This is a genomic window from Stenotrophomonas sp. NY11291, from assembly GCF_023277365.1.
Taxonomy (GTDB): domain Bacteria; phylum Pseudomonadota; class Gammaproteobacteria; order Xanthomonadales; family Xanthomonadaceae; genus Stenotrophomonas; species Stenotrophomonas geniculata.
Window position 1 is genome coordinate 4,468,362 of the sequence record NZ_CP096975.1, and the last position, 12,895, is coordinate 4,481,256.

The 12,895-nt window shown below is 67.8% G+C and carries 15 protein-coding genes; 7 read left to right on the plus strand and 8 right to left on the minus strand.

Annotation, left to right across the window (positions count from 1 at the left end; translation table 11 throughout):
- Positions 1-13: 13 nt before the first annotated feature.
- Positions 14-652 (minus strand): response regulator transcription factor, encoded by a 639-nt coding sequence (locus M1L61_RS20850; RefSeq protein ID WP_029550907.1) that lies wholly within the window; start codon positions 650-652, stop codon positions 14-16.
- Positions 649-1,749: a histidine kinase gene (locus M1L61_RS20855; protein ID WP_019338952.1), complete on the minus strand. Its 1,101-nt coding sequence runs from the start codon at positions 1,747-1,749 to the stop codon at positions 649-651. Before M1L61_RS20855 ends, M1L61_RS20850 begins: the two co-directional genes overlap by 4 nt.
- A 156-nt stretch (positions 1,750-1,905) precedes the next feature.
- Here M1L61_RS20855 and M1L61_RS20860 point away from each other — a divergent pair, with 156 nt between their 5' ends.
- The 3 genes from M1L61_RS20860 (at position 1,906) to M1L61_RS20870 (ending at position 4,656) form a co-directional block, all read left to right on the plus strand.
- Complete coding sequence (locus M1L61_RS20860; RefSeq protein WP_019338953.1) at positions 1,906-2,328, plus strand: DUF2141 domain-containing protein; 423 nt, start codon at positions 1,906-1,908, stop codon at positions 2,326-2,328.
- A 25-nt stretch (positions 2,329-2,353) separates the two neighbouring features.
- Positions 2,354-3,877 carry a carotenoid oxygenase family protein gene (locus tag M1L61_RS20865; protein WP_049480699.1) on the plus strand — a complete coding sequence of 508 codons (1,524 nt, stop codon included), beginning with the start codon at positions 2,354-2,356 and terminating at the stop codon, positions 3,875-3,877.
- 62 nt (positions 3,878-3,939) lie between these two features.
- A complete protein-coding gene (locus M1L61_RS20870) occupies positions 3,940-4,656 on the plus strand; it encodes an ABC transporter substrate-binding protein (RefSeq protein WP_126560188.1) in 717 nt (238 codons plus the stop codon).
- Positions 4,657-4,747: 91 nt separating this feature from the next.
- Here the strand turns inward: M1L61_RS20870 and M1L61_RS20875 are convergent, their stop codons facing one another.
- Positions 4,748-5,647: a LysR substrate-binding domain-containing protein gene (locus tag M1L61_RS20875; RefSeq protein WP_010481100.1), complete on the minus strand. Its 900-nt coding sequence runs from the start codon at positions 5,645-5,647 to the stop codon at positions 4,748-4,750.
- Between the two features lie 98 nt (positions 5,648-5,745).
- Between M1L61_RS20875 and M1L61_RS20880 the strand changes: the two genes are divergently transcribed.
- The gene (locus M1L61_RS20880) at positions 5,746-5,889 is read left to right on the plus strand and encodes a hypothetical protein (RefSeq protein ID WP_167345302.1); all 144 of its coding nucleotides are present in this window, start codon (positions 5,746-5,748) and stop codon (positions 5,887-5,889) included.
- Between the two features lie 7 nt (positions 5,890-5,896).
- Here the strand turns inward: M1L61_RS20880 and M1L61_RS20885 are convergent, their stop codons facing one another.
- On the minus strand, positions 5,897-6,463 hold the full coding sequence (locus M1L61_RS20885; protein ID WP_248854058.1) for a GIY-YIG nuclease family protein: 567 nt from the start codon (positions 6,461-6,463) through the stop codon (positions 5,897-5,899).
- A 42-nt stretch (positions 6,464-6,505) separates the two neighbouring features.
- Complete coding sequence (locus M1L61_RS20890; protein WP_248854059.1) at positions 6,506-8,059, minus strand: alkaline phosphatase; 1,554 nt, start codon at positions 8,057-8,059, stop codon at positions 6,506-6,508.
- 120 nt (positions 8,060-8,179) lie between these two features.
- Here M1L61_RS20890 and M1L61_RS20895 point away from each other — a divergent pair, with 120 nt between their 5' ends.
- Entirely contained in the window at positions 8,180-8,974 is a 795-nt protein-coding gene (locus M1L61_RS20895; RefSeq protein ID WP_019338958.1) for a D-alanyl-D-alanine carboxypeptidase family protein, read from the plus strand.
- A 13-nt stretch (positions 8,975-8,987) separates the two neighbouring features.
- Here the strand turns inward: M1L61_RS20895 and M1L61_RS20900 are convergent, their stop codons facing one another.
- The gene (locus M1L61_RS20900; RefSeq protein WP_029379726.1) at positions 8,988-9,581 is read right to left on the minus strand and encodes a TetR/AcrR family transcriptional regulator; all 594 of its coding nucleotides are present in this window, start codon (positions 9,579-9,581) and stop codon (positions 8,988-8,990) included.
- 16 nt (positions 9,582-9,597) lie between these two features.
- The gene (locus tag M1L61_RS20905) at positions 9,598-10,194 is read right to left on the minus strand and encodes an NAD(P)H-dependent oxidoreductase (RefSeq protein WP_057502407.1); all 597 of its coding nucleotides are present in this window, start codon (positions 10,192-10,194) and stop codon (positions 9,598-9,600) included.
- A gap of 127 nt (positions 10,195-10,321) precedes the next feature.
- Here M1L61_RS20905 and M1L61_RS20910 point away from each other — a divergent pair, with 127 nt between their 5' ends.
- Positions 10,322-10,855, plus strand: coding sequence for a hypothetical protein (locus M1L61_RS20910; RefSeq protein ID WP_010481085.1), 534 nt, complete (start codon positions 10,322-10,324; stop codon positions 10,853-10,855).
- A gap of 69 nt (positions 10,856-10,924) precedes the next feature.
- Here the strand turns inward: M1L61_RS20910 and M1L61_RS20915 are convergent, their stop codons facing one another.
- Positions 10,925-11,752: an isocitrate lyase/phosphoenolpyruvate mutase family protein gene (locus tag M1L61_RS20915; RefSeq protein WP_126560181.1), complete on the minus strand. Its 828-nt coding sequence runs from the start codon at positions 11,750-11,752 to the stop codon at positions 10,925-10,927.
- A gap of 168 nt (positions 11,753-11,920) precedes the next feature.
- Between M1L61_RS20915 and M1L61_RS20920 the strand changes: the two genes are divergently transcribed.
- On the plus strand, positions 11,921-12,649 hold the full coding sequence (locus M1L61_RS20920; protein ID WP_126560180.1) for a DOPA 4,5-dioxygenase family protein: 729 nt from the start codon (positions 11,921-11,923) through the stop codon (positions 12,647-12,649).
- Positions 12,650-12,895: the final 246 nt, after the last annotated feature.

The following is a 12,895-nucleotide window of genomic DNA, read 5'->3' on the forward strand; positions in this document are numbered from 1 at the left end:
TTGCTCGGTCCACTCAGATGATGCGCAGGGTAATCGCCTTCAGCACTGCACGGGTGCGATCGCGGGTGCCCAGCTTGTCGAGTATCGCCGACACGTAGTTCTTCACCGTGCCTTCGGCCAGGAACAGGCTGCGCGCGATTTCCTTGTTGCTGTATCCACCAGCCAGCAGGCGCAGGATCGCCACTTCGCGTTCCCCGAAGGTATCGGTGGGCGGTGCTTCGTCGTGGAAGCGGTAACGGGCGCGCACCGGCTCGGTGCTGACCGGCAACAGCAGGGTTTCACCCGCGGCGACGCGCTCGATCGCTTCACGCAGGTCTGCGGGCACGGCGTCCTTGAGCAGGAAGCCCTGTGCGCCGGCCTCGCTGGCACGCAGCAGCAGATCACTTTCATCGAAGGTGGTCAGCAGCAGGCACGGCGTGGCATCACCGCGCGCGCGCAGCTGGCGCAGTGCCTCGATGCCGTCCATCCCGGGCATGCGGATGTCACTGAGCACCACATCCACGCGCTGGGCAGCCAACGCGTCCAGCAGCGCCTGGCCCTCTTCGGCCTCCAGCACCACGTCTACCCCCAGGCCCTGCAGCAGCGCGCGCAGACCCGCACGCACCAGCGCCTGGTCATCGGCCAGGGCAACGCGGATCGCGGCGCCACTCATGCCGGCAACCATGCGGTCAGGTGCATGCCGCCCTGTGCGGTTCGCGCCAGCTCCAAACGCCCCTGTACAGCCGCCAGGCGCTCGCGCATGCCGGCGATGCCATTGCCCTCGCGGATGCGTTCGGCGCGCTGGCCGTCATCGCGGATATCGATACGCAACCGGGAATCCTCTTCACTGATCGTCAGCCAGACGGTGTCTGCATTGCCGTGGCGGGCGGCGTTGGTCAGGGCTTCCTGCACCAGCCGCAGCACGGTCTCGGCCATCAACGGGTCAGCCACGCGCACCCCGTCGCCGATCTGCAGCTGCAGCTTTGGTCGTGGGAAGGGTGCGGCCAGCGCATGCAGTGCGGTGGCCAGATCGAGGCCGCGATCATCGCGCATCGATTGCACCACCTGGCGGATGTCGGCCAGCAACTCGCCGGACAACCGTTCCACCAGCACCAGTCCCTCGCGGCCGGCCAGTGCTGGGTCAGCGGCCAGGGCGCGCAGGTTGAGCCGCATCGCGGTGAGCTTGTGCCCAGCCACATCGTGCAGTTCACGCGCCAGGCGCAGGCGCTCGGCATCGCGTGCGCTGTCGGCCAGCAGCGCGCGGGTAGCCAGCAGGTCGGCGTTGACCCGGGCCAGGTCATCGCGGGCCAGCGCCGTGCTGCGGGCATAGTGGGCGGTCAGTGCGGCGAAGGCCTGGAAGCCGCCATAGAGCAGCACGACCAGCAGCGGCTGGCTGAAGCCGCTGTGGCGCAGCGCGGCATACACCGCCAGGTTGGCCAGCAGCGCAACGCCCAGCACGAAGCCCGGCGGCCAGTGCTCGGCCAGCTGTGCGACCAGCACCACCAGCAGCACCGGAGCAGTTCCGGTACGCGGCTGCAGCGCAACCAGCGCAACCGCCAGCAGCGCCTGCAACACCGCAGCGACGGCGCGCACGCGGGATGGCATCGACGCCCAGCCGTGCACCACGAACAGCAACAGGAACACGGCAAGCAGCAGCAGGCTCAGCCCGGCACCGTTGCGCTGTACAGCGAACGACAGGCCCACCGCCAGCACGGTAACCAGGCCGGCAAGGCTGAGAGGACGCAAGAGATGGCGGAACAGGCTGGGCATGGCCAGATGCTGACCGCCGCACACGCCGGCGGCAATGGGTCCGGCGCAGAAAGTGACTTCTGGCACGTCGAATCGATGACCACTGGCCCTGAACCCCGTGCACCGCGCCACGCAGACTGGCGCCACACCGCCACACACACTTCCGGAGCCACTGCCATGATCCGCACCGCCCTGCTCAGCACCGCCCTGACTGCACTGGCCCTGGCCGCCAGTGCCCACGCCGCCGACCTGGCCGTGACCGTGCACGACGTCCACGCGCAGAGCGGCACCCTGCGCGTTGCGCTGGTCGACAGCGCTGCCGCCTGGGACGGCAAGACCAAGCCCGTGCAGGCCCAGCAGGCGGCGCCCAGCGGCGACAGCGCTCACTTCACGTTCAAGGGTATACCGGCCGGCAGCTATGCCGTGCTGCTCACCCACGACGAGAACGACAACGGCAAGCTCGACACCAACCTGGTCGGCATGCCGGTGGAAGGCTACGGCTTCAGCAACAACCCGCAGGTGATGCGCAAGCCGACCTTCGACGAAGCACGCGTCAACGTGCCAGCCGCTGGCGCCGCCATCGACATCACCCTGCGCTGATTCCGCATCCAGACCCGAGGCCACCATGGACCGTCGCCGCTTCCTTCGTACCTTGCTCAGCAGCAGTGCCTGCCTGGCCCTGGGCGCCACCGTGCTGCGCAGCGCTCCCGCCTTCGCCGGCGACCCGGCGCGGTTCGCGCAGGGTATGCAGGAACACCCCTGGCTGCTCGGCTGGCGCAGCGTCGGCAGCGAAAGCCTCGGCCCGGCCACCGTGCCGCTGCAGGGAAAGCTGCCGTCAGGCCTGGCCGGTACGCTGTACCGCAACGGCCCGGCGTGGACCGAGCGCGATGGCTTCCGCTACGACCACTGGTTCGACGGCGACGGCATGGTGCATGGCTGGCGTTTCAATGGTGATGGCAGCCTGACCCATCACGGGCGCATGGTCGCCACGCCGAAATTCACCCGTGAACAGAAGGCCGGCCGCTTCCAGTATCCGGCTGCCGGCACCAGCGTTCCCGGTGCGCTGGCGGTACGCAACAACGATGATGCCAACGTGGCCAACACCTCGGTGACGATGATCAATGGCCGCCTGTTCGCGCTGTGCGAATCCGGTTCTGCGTTCGAAGTGGACCCCGATTCGCTGCAGACGCTCGGCCCGGTCACCTGGCGCCCGGACCTGGCCGCGCTGCCGTTCTCGGCGCACCCGCTGACCGATCGCGACGGCAGCCTCTGGAACTTCGGCTCGATCAGCCTGATGGGGGGCCATGGCCTGCTGGTCTGGCACATCGGTGCGGACGGCCAGCTGCGCAGCGCCAATGTGATCGAAACACCCGAGCATGGCTACCTGCATGCCTTCGCGATGACCGACCAGCACCTGGTGTTCGTCATGATGCCGTTCGATTTCACCGGCGCAGGCGGCAGCTTCTTCGAGCGCATGCAGTTCGCACCGCAGCGTCCTGTGCGTATCGCGGTGGTCGCCAAGGATGCGCCGGACAAGGCGCAATGGTTCGATGCCCCGTTCGCGGCGATCTATCACTTCGGCGACGCGTTCACCCGCGATGGCGGCATCGTGCTGCGCGCAGTGCGCCATGACGACATCAACGAGGCGCGCTCGCCGATGAAGGAAGCGATGGCCGGTGACGGTGCACATGCGGCCAACAGTGGCGCCAGCCTGGTCGAGCTGCATCTGGACCTGCGTCGTGGACAGGCCCGCTGGGAGACGTTGGGCATCAGCGCGGTGGAGTTCCCGTTGTTCGACCCGCGCTCGACGAACACACGTGGCGCACGGCTGTATGCGCCGACCATCGACGGCCCGGCCACCGCACCGTACTTCAACGCCGTGGCTGCGTTCGACATCGATCGCGGGCGCCGCCAGCGGTGGAACTACGGGCCGGACATCATGGCCGAAGAGCATGTGTTCGTACCGCGCCCGGGCAGCCGCGAAGCTGATGATGGCTGGCTGATCGGCACCCTGCTTGACCCGGTCAACAAGCGCAGTGGCCTGGCGGTGCTGGATGCGCGCCATGTGGATGACGGCCCGCTGGCACAGGCCTGGCTGCCGTATGCGGTGCCACTGGGCTTCCACGGCACTTTCGCCGCGCACGGCTGAGTCCACGCTACGCGGACACCGTTGTTGGCATGCTGGGTCTCCCCTGCCCCGTGGAGTCCTGCATGTCCTTGGCCGACCATCGAAGTACGCTGGCACCGCACGGTTTCCTGCGCGTGGCGATCAACCTGGGCAACCCGGTGCTGGCACAGGGCGATGCGCGCTCACCGCGCGGCCCCTCGCTGGAACTGGCTACCGCATTGGCGCAACGGATGGGGGTGCAGGCACGCTTCACCTGCCACGATGCCGCAGCCTCGGTGGTTGCCGCAGCGGGCGAAGACGGCTGGGACCTGGCTTTCCTGGCCATCGATCCGGCACGCACCGACCGCATCGCCTTCAGTGCCCCGTACGTGGAGATCGAAGGCACCTATCTGGTTCGCGAGGACAGCCCTGCGCAGCAGGTGGCCGACCTCGACCGCGAAGGGCTGCGCATCGCGGTGGGGCGTGGCGCGGCCTATGACCTGTTCCTGAGCCGTGAACTGCGCAACGCCACGATCGAGCGGGCGGAGACCTCGGCGGCGGCCATCACCCTGTTCGATCAGCAGCGTCTGGATGCCGCCGCCGGCGTGCGCCAGCCGCTGGTGGCCTGGGCACAGGCGCATCCCGGCCATCGCGTGCTGGCCGACCGTTTCACCGCGATCCAGCAGGCGGTGGCGGCGCTGGCCTCACGCCCGGCCGGCGCGCTGCAGGCGCTGTTCGAGGAAGTGGAAGCGATCAAGGCAGGCCCGTTGCTGGAGGAAGCGTTCGCGCGTGCCGGGCAGGCAGTCACGCTGGTGCGGTGACTGTAGAGTCGGGCCATGCTCGACTGCTTCTTCGAAAGACCAGTCGAGCATGGTTCGACTCTACAGATGCAAGATCGAGCACCGCGCCACGCTACAGATGCGCGTCTGCCATGTGCCGCACGTGCTCGGCGGCCTGCGCATGCAGCCAGTCGCGGAACGCGAGGAAGCCACGATGGCTGGCCGAGCGCTGCGGGTACACCAGCCAATGTGGCCAGTCGGTCTTCAGGCGCTGGCTGGACAGCGCGACCAACTGGCCCGAATCCAGCAGCAGCCGCGCCCGCGTCACCCGCCCGAGAGCCACGCCCACGCCATCCAGAGCGGCGCGATGGTGCGCCTCCGAATCATCCAGCACCGCCACGAAGCGCGACGGCGGGCTCTGCCCGCTCAACGCGAACCAGGCGCCCCATGCCCCGTCCGGATCACCCAGCAGCGGCCACTGGGTCAACGGCACACGGTCGACGCCTCCCATGCGTTCGATCAGCGCCGGGCTCGCCATTGGCAGCAGCCATTCGTCGAACAGCGGCTCCACCACCAGACCTGGCCATTGCCCGCTGCCCAGCCGCAGCGCGGCGTCGAACTGGCGCTGCCGCTCGAAATCAATCAGGCGTTCACTCGACTGCAGGTTGATCTCGATCTGTGGGTGCTCTGCCACGAAGTGACCCAGGCGCGGCACCAGCCAGGCCGACGCCATCGACGGTACTGCGCTGATCGTCAGCACGTGCTCGGCACGTGCGGCATAGGGCTGGAAGGCTTCGTTGATCGCATCCAGATGCGGTCCCACCTGGTCGAGCAGGCGCTGGCCCTCCAGGGTGAGGGTGACACCACGCGGCTGGCGGATCAGCAGCGGCTGCCCGAGCCGTTCTTCCAGCTGCCGCATCTGATGGCTGAGCGCGCTGACGGTCAGGTTCATCGACGCCGCCGCGCGCGACAGGTTGCCGAGCCGGGCGGCGGCCACGAAACCCTGCAGGGCATGGAGCGGTGGGCGGGACATCAGGCTTGAATTCCTCTCAAGGCACGCTTGCGGAAATGTCGCTTTTTCCCCGTCCATGCTGCCCGTATCGTGCAATGCACTCAAGTGGAGGCACGCTCATGAACATCTTCGGCGGCTTGTTGTTCCTGCAGGGCCACGTGGCCAGCACCGAGCTGGCACGCCAGCTGGCCAGCCCTACCACACCTGCCCCGCAGTGCGCGCAGCAACCGGCTGCGCCTGTTCAGCCGCCGAGAACCCGTTGAACGCTCCTCACCCTGCGTACCAGCGTTGGACGTGTTCAGGCAGCCACGGGATCGGATCGATATCCAATGCCCGACAACCGTCGAGGGTGTCACGCAGCGCGCGCTCGCCGGGGCCACTGGGCAGCCGCAGGCCTTCCTCCTCCGGAAGTTGCACCGCAGCCCAGTCGTGCAGCTGGTCCATGCGCAGGCACAGGGGGGCCCGCAGCCACGCCTTCAGTGGATAGCAGCGATAGCCTTGTTCGCCCAACGCGATAATTGCACGCGACAAGGCCTGGTTGGCACCACGTACCCATTCGGTGCGACCTCCAGCCTTGTCCTGGACCGTCATCGGCGCCGGCGCGCGGTGCGCCTTGAACGGCGAACGCAGCTGCAGCTCCAGATCTCGCGCATCGCGCTCGCTTTCCGCTTCCACCAGTGCACCGGCGTCGAGGTCGAAGAACTCGAACCAACGCCGGTGCAATGCGCTGATGCGTCCGAGCGGATCACGTGAGAAACCGATCTTCGCGTAGTCTTCCCACGCACAGGGGAAGACGTAGGCGAAGACACGACCGTCGATGCGGATATCCGACTGCATGTGCGCAGGCTGCCTCGACAACAGCCCGGGTGCAACCGGGCGTTACCGTGGACGCTGCAGCGCCTCCTGCACCGCCGCAGCCACGTCGGTGTTGTCGATGTAACTGCCGTCGTTCCAGCGCACGTGCTGACGGTAGCCGGCATCAACGCCGCGCACGCGCTTGCCCAGCAGTTCCGAGCCCGCGCCCTTGGCCCACAATGGCACCAGTGCATTGGAATGGTTGCCGGTGGGACGGAAACTGATCCCGGGCATGCGGCCGCGGCCGTTGTTGCGTACCGGAGAGAAGGCAACGGCCTGTGCATCCGGGCCCATCGGCATGCTGTTGTCGTGGTCGGTGGTAACGATCAGCAGGTTGCGCTCCCAGCCACCGTTACGCTCGATCCAGTCGACCACCGCCGTCACCGCGTTATTGAACTCCATGGTCTCTTCGATCAACCGGCCATACTGCGGCTGATCGCTGCACTGGCCGTAATGCCATTCGGTGCCGCAGGCACTGGTGTGTGCGGCCCAGTCGGTGGCGCCACCTTCCACCATCAGGTACAGCCCCTTGGACGAGCGCTGCTGCAGGAACTGCAGCGCGCCGCGGGTCATGGTCGCCAGATCGGGCACGCTGTCGATCTTCCTCACTCCCGAAGGCGTGGCTGCATCCTTGCCCAGCACCTGCAGGCGGCGCGCCTGCTGCAGGGTGTTGGCCACGCGCGGTACACCGATCAGCGGCCTGTCGGCCGGCAACCGTCCCTGCGCCAGCGCGGCGAACGCTTCCTTGCTGCGGATCAGGCGCCACGGTCCCGCCGGATTGCCGGCGATGGTGCTGCCCGCTTCCAGCTGCTGCCAATCCTGCTGCGACACCCACTCCCATGGATTCGCGCAGCCCTCTGCGTTTGCGGCGTCCGTGCCTTCGTTGCAGGCGCGGCCGTCGACGCTGTAGCCCGGGCCTCCGGTGCCCATCACCAGGTCCATGTGGCCCTGCGCCAGCATCTGGTGCGCAATGGCGTGATAGCTGCTACGCGATTCGTTCTGCGCTGCGAATGCGGCCGGTGTGGCGTGCGCGAACGGTACCGAAGTCACTACACCGGTCGCCATGCCCAGGCGCTTGGCGCGCAGCGTATTGAACTCGACCGGCTGGCCATCGTTGTTGTAGTTGATGGCGTTGTTGTAGGTCTTGATGCCCGAGGACAACGCGGTGCCCGCCGCCGCACTGTCGGTAGCCACCGCGGCCAGGTACTGGTAGCCGGCAAACGGCAGGTCCTGCGCAGGAACCGGCGTGTCATCCCAGGCCTTGCCCGGGTCGTAGCCAAGCGTCTGTGCGTTGTCGCGGGTCGGCTGGCTGCTGGCATTCAACGGGAAGGTGGTTACCGCCAGGCGCAGCGGGAAATCCGCATAGGGTGCGCCTTCGCGGCGGCCATACTGCCAGTAGGTCGCCGCGTCCCAGGTACCCCAGCCGGCACCGTCGTTGATCATCACGATCACATTGAGCGGACCGGCTTCGGCGGAGGAAACAGCCTCGGTGCGCAGGTTGGGCTGGCAGCTGCCAAGTGCGGCCAGCGCGAGCAGCAACGAAGAATGAAGCCAGCGGCGTGGAATGCGTGCAGTCATCGGATGTCCCGTCGGGCCATCGGCGGCCCGCAATGATGCTACGTTATATCGTTGCAATATTTCAGCTTCGTGCAGCCGCCGCACACTATCCTCAGGGCCCCCACTGTCATCGTCGTTTCCATGCCGCCTCCTGCTCCTGCGCGTGCACCGCTGTCGTCCATCACCCTCGATGCGGCAACCTTCGCAGTGATTCACCAGCACAACGCGGACATCGCCAGGCAACCGGCCTCGCTGACCAAGCTGATGACCGCCTACGCGGCTTACGAGTGTGTCGAGGAGCGCGGGCGCTCGTGGGAGGACGAAGTCACCATCGCCGCCGACGACGTGCATGCGGTCGCCGACGATGAAACGCGCATGGGCCTGGTGCCCGGCGAAACGGTCACGCTCGCGCGCCTGCTGGAAGGCTTGATGATCGTCTCCGGCAATGACGCGGCGCTGGCGGTCGCGCGCCACCTGGACGGATCGCAGCCTGCGTTCCTGGAGCGCATGAACCGGCACGCGCGCCAGCTCGGCCTGCGCAGCACCTGGTTCGCCAGCGTCTCCGGCATCACCACGCCGCACCATGCGTCCAGCGCGCGCGACATGGCGGTGCTGGCCGCGTGCCTGTTGAACGATCATCCGCAGATCCTGGCGGTCACCGCGCAGCGCGCGTTCGCGCACGGCAGCTTCAGCCGCAACAACCAGAACGCCCTGCTTGGCGATGACGGCGTGGATGGCTTGAAGACCGGCTACACCCAGGCCGCAGGCTTCTGCCTGGCCGCCACCGCATGCCGGGTGGTACACGGGCGGGACGAGCCTATACGCCTGATCACCGTGGTATTGGGTTCTGAGAGCCGCGACGCGCGCGACGCATGGGTGCGCGATCAGCTGGCGGCAGGATTCGCCACGCTGGCCGGCAGTACCGCCGGGGCCTGACCTTCGAAGCGGCTCAGCGACGCTTGACCGTCGCCACGATCAGCCGCTGCAGCTCGGCCTCGGCGTCGGTCTTGTCCAGCGCGCCCGCGGCCACACCCTCGGACAGGGTTTCAGCCGCACCCAGGATCGCCCAGCGTCCCGCCAGCGGCACCGAGCCGTCGCTGGCGAACGGGCCCAGCCAGGCGTCGCAGTTGTCGATGAAGTCCTGCTGGTAACGCCGCCGCACCTCGTGCAGTTCCGGCGCACCCACCAGCGCGGCGAGGATGCCCTGCACTTCACTGCCCTGGCTGAGGATGCAGTCGATGTAGCCGGAGGCGATGGCTGCCGCACGGTCGGCCAGCTGCGCCCGGGCGCGGCCGATACGCTCGTGGAAGACCACCGTCTGCCGCCCGTCATAGTCATCGTAGAGCGCGGCCAGCAGGCCGTTGCGGGTCACGAAGTGATCGTAGGCCACCGGCTTGGTCACGCCCGCCGCCTCGGCCAGCCGTCCCAGCGTCAACGCGTCGGTGCCCTCTTCGCCAACCAGCGCCCAGGCCACGTCCAGCAACTGGCGGGCGCGTTGCTCGCGGGTCAATCGGCGGCGCGTGGGAGCGGCGTTGGCAGGCATCGGCGGAACACGGTGATCAACTCATCGGAGTACCGATTTTACGGCCGATTTCCATGGCGGTCTGCAGATGCGCCTGCGCGGCACCGCTGTCGGCGTCGAGCAGCAGTTCGGACGACAGCACGCGCGCGCCACAGTAGTCGAAGATGCCCATGTCGATCTGGGTCTTCATCGCCGTGCCATAGCCGCGCCGTTCGATCATTTCCGCGCCCGCACCGCCAACGCCGACCAGATGCACGCGCAGGCGCTGCAGCTTCTTCTGCACCTTGCCATCGGCACCGTCCTGGTACGCCCAGCCCTGGGTGAACACGCGATCGATCCATCCCTTCAGCAAGGCAGGGAACGACCACCAGTACAGAGGGTAGACCAGCACCAGCGTATCGATGGCGTCCAGCCGCGCATGCTCGGCCGCCACATCGGGCGGAACCGGGCCGGTCCCGCGGAACAGAGCCTGGTCATCGCGGTTGAAGCGCGGATCGAAGCCTTCGGCGACCAGGTCGGCGTGGGTTACGGTGTTGCCGGCGCCGATGGCCCGGATGGCGTCGCCGATGCGCTGGGCGATGGCATGGGTGAGCGATCCGGTTTCCGGGTGGGTGGTGACGATGAGACTGTGCATGGGTGAATCTCCAGGAATCATTACCTACCAATGGTAAGTAATGATTCCCGGATCACCAGCGCCACCGGTGGGACGCTGTTTTTGCGTTCACCGTATAGTGCGCCGCATCCCGTGGAGGTCCCCGACGATGCACCGACGCCTGCTTGCTCCCCTGCTGTTCCTGCTGCTGGCCACGATGGCGCCGACGGCCGTAGCCGGCGAGCTCACCCCATCCGAATCGGCCGCCCTGCGCCAGGACGTGCAGGGGATGCTGGCCGCGTTCGCCCGCGGCGATGCCGAGCTGATCATCGCCCGCACGCATCCCAGCCTGAAACGCCTGGCCGGCGGTGATGAGGTATACGCCCGATCAACCCGCGACACGGTCAAGGCGCTGCACGAGGCCGGCGTCACCATCATCAGCGACGAAGCTGGGGTACCGACCCGTACCTATGCCGCCGGCGACGAGGAGGTCTGCTTCGTCCCGCGCTACTCGTTGCTGCGCGTACGTGAATCCCCGATCCGCAGCACCTCGTTCATGGTCGCCGTGCGCCGCGTCGGCGCCGCGCAATGGAGCTATCTGGATGGCGCGGGGTTGCTCGACAACCCTGAGCTGCTCTGGCAACTGCTGCCAGCGCTGGAGCCTGGCGTGACGCTGCCCAGGGGTGGAGTGGAAACGCTGTAGCGCGATTGCTGGGCGTCGGTACGCTCCGGCGCATCCATCTTCGCATGGCATGGATCTACCGGCTGTCCGTTAGCGGAACAACGCGTTCAACGCGGCCCCGGAAGCCGCCTGCTGCAGCCCATCGAAACGCCCCTCCTGCACGATCGGCTGTGTGGCCTGTATCAGCCCACCCCATGCCGCACGCGCAAGCGCACCGCCCAGGCTGACCCGGCGAACGCCAAGCGCTGCGATGTCCTGCAGGCTCAGCGGTGTCGGTCCACCAACCAGCAGGTTCACCGGTTTTGACCCTGCAGCGGCAACCACCGCGCTGATCTGCTCGCGCGTGCTGATGCCAGGCGCATACAGCACATCGGCACCGGCCTCGGCATAGGCCCGCAGGCGCTGCAGGGTGTCCTGCAGATCCGGCACGCCGACGAAGAAATTCTCCGCACGCCCGACCAGCAGCACGTCACCGCCTGCGCGGTCGATGGCTGCACGGGCAGCGCGCAGGCGCTCGACCGCCTGGTCGATCGAACGCAGCGGTGCATCGGCGACGCCGCTGGCATCCTCGATCGACAACGCCGCGATGCCGGTGTCGATCGCTGCAGCCACCGCCTCCTCCACCGCCTGCGGCGTCGCGCCGAAGCCATCACCGAAGTCGGCATTCAACGGCAACGGGGTCGCCGCCGCCATCAGGCGCAGATGCGCCAGCGTGGCCGGCAACGAAACCGCGCCATCCGGCCGCCCTTCGCTCCAGGCGCAGCCGGCACTGGTGGTGGCCAACGCCAGGAAGCCTTGCCGCTGCAGGTAGCGCGCACTGCCCACGTCCCACGGGTTGGGCAGCACGAAGCACCCCTGCGCGTGCAGTTGGCGGAAAGACGCGCGCTTGTGCTGTGTGTCGGCATCGGGCGAGGCCATGGCAGGGCTCCGGGGCGGCAGACCTGCACCCTAGCCCGCCGTGCGGTCGCGCTCAATGGCATCGAAGCCGGCCATGCATGAAGTGATGCCCCCTGCTTATTGGACGCCACCGGCAGCCCTGCCCGAGCGTACGTGGTTGTCCACACCAGTGCCGCCACGGAGCCCTTCATGCAGCCTGACCCGCAGCCCCTCATCGACGTCGGCGATGATGACGCCCACTGGGCCGACCTGCTCTCGCCGGCACGGCGCCGCCTGATCGCTTCGGCAGGTCTGGCCGCCGGTGGCCTGGCCAGTGCGTCGACCGGCACCGCAGCACCGCGCGGCAACGACGCGGTGAATACCACCGAGCCTGGCCGCCCCGGCTTCCGTGTCATCGTGCCGCCAGCGCCGGAAGGGCGCAGCCCCTGGGGCCAGGCCACAGCCAGCGAACCGACCCTGCGCCCGGCCAGCGTGCGTCCCGGCGAAGCCACCCTGCCCGCGACCCCTCGCGCCTACACCGACATCAAGAGCTATCACGCGCATATCTACTTCGACGAGGACAGCTTCGAGAAGGCTGCGCTGCTGCGACGCTGGGCGGCCGAGCGCTTCCCGGTGGAGCTGGGCAACTGGAACCTGGAGCCACGCGGACCACACGTCACCCCGTCGTTCTATTTCGGCTTCACCAACGACCTGCTGCCGGTGCTGGTGCCCTGGCTGCAGCTCAACAGCCTGGGCCTGACCATCCTGATCCACCCCAATACCGGTGATGGCCGTGCCGACCACCTGTATTACGCGTTGTGGGTGAACCGCGCGCAGCCGGTGAACGCCTACAACTGGCCGGCACCGAAGCCGGGGGAACGGGAGCCGCTGGAGGAGGTGTTCCCGAACGTGGTGCCGACGGTGCCGCTGGAGACCTGACCCGCCTTTCCGGTGGGTGCGTAGCTTGCTGTGCACCGAACTTCCTTCTTCCACGCGTGGCGCGGCTCCCCCGGCAAGGCTCTTGCCGCCATCGTCGCCCTACGTGCACGCATCCCCCGCCCGCACGGCGTTCAGCGCGCCTTGATCCGCCGCCCCGCGTAGGGCCGCAAGCGCTTCGGCAAGTTTCAAACAAACGATTGAAACGCAGCAAACTTCGCCGAACTGGACAGCATCCGCCGGTTCCGC

Excerpts from the sequence above, each read along its gene's own strand:
- M1L61_RS20865 (WP_049480699.1), top strand. The coding sequence starts at position 2,354 with ATGGACCGTCGCCGCTTCCTTCGTACCTTGCTCAGCAGCAGTGCCTGC.
- M1L61_RS20860 (WP_019338953.1), top strand. The coding sequence starts at position 1,906 with ATGATCCGCACCGCCCTGCTCAGCACCGCCCTGACTGCACTGGCCCTG.
- M1L61_RS20855 (WP_019338952.1), bottom strand. The coding sequence starts at position 1,749 with ATGCCCAGCCTGTTCCGCCATCTCTTGCGTCCTCTCAGCCTTGCCGGC.
- M1L61_RS20875 (WP_010481100.1), bottom strand. The coding sequence starts at position 5,647 with ATGTCCCGCCCACCGCTCCATGCCCTGCAGGGTTTCGTGGCCGCCGCC.
- M1L61_RS20850 (WP_029550907.1), bottom strand. The coding sequence starts at position 652 with ATGAGTGGCGCCGCGATCCGCGTTGCCCTGGCCGATGACCAGGCGCTG.
- M1L61_RS20890 (WP_248854059.1), bottom strand. The coding sequence starts at position 8,059 with ATGACTGCACGCATTCCACGCCGCTGGCTTCATTCTTCGTTGCTGCTC.
- M1L61_RS20905 (WP_057502407.1), bottom strand. The coding sequence starts at position 10,194 with ATGCACAGTCTCATCGTCACCACCCACCCGGAAACCGGATCGCTCACC.
- M1L61_RS20915 (WP_126560181.1), bottom strand. The coding sequence starts at position 11,752 with ATGGCCTCGCCCGATGCCGACACACAGCACAAGCGCGCGTCTTTCCGC.
- M1L61_RS20900 (WP_029379726.1), bottom strand. The coding sequence starts at position 9,581 with ATGCCTGCCAACGCCGCTCCCACGCGCCGCCGATTGACCCGCGAGCAA.
- M1L61_RS20920 (WP_126560180.1), top strand. The coding sequence starts at position 11,921 with ATGCAGCCTGACCCGCAGCCCCTCATCGACGTCGGCGATGATGACGCC.
- M1L61_RS20870 (WP_126560188.1), top strand. The coding sequence starts at position 3,940 with ATGTCCTTGGCCGACCATCGAAGTACGCTGGCACCGCACGGTTTCCTG.
- M1L61_RS20910 (WP_010481085.1), top strand. The coding sequence starts at position 10,322 with ATGCACCGACGCCTGCTTGCTCCCCTGCTGTTCCTGCTGCTGGCCACG.
- M1L61_RS20880 (WP_167345302.1), top strand. The coding sequence starts at position 5,746 with ATGAACATCTTCGGCGGCTTGTTGTTCCTGCAGGGCCACGTGGCCAGC.
- M1L61_RS20885 (WP_248854058.1), bottom strand. The coding sequence starts at position 6,463 with ATGCAGTCGGATATCCGCATCGACGGTCGTGTCTTCGCCTACGTCTTC.
- M1L61_RS20895 (WP_019338958.1), top strand. The coding sequence starts at position 8,180 with ATGCCGCCTCCTGCTCCTGCGCGTGCACCGCTGTCGTCCATCACCCTC.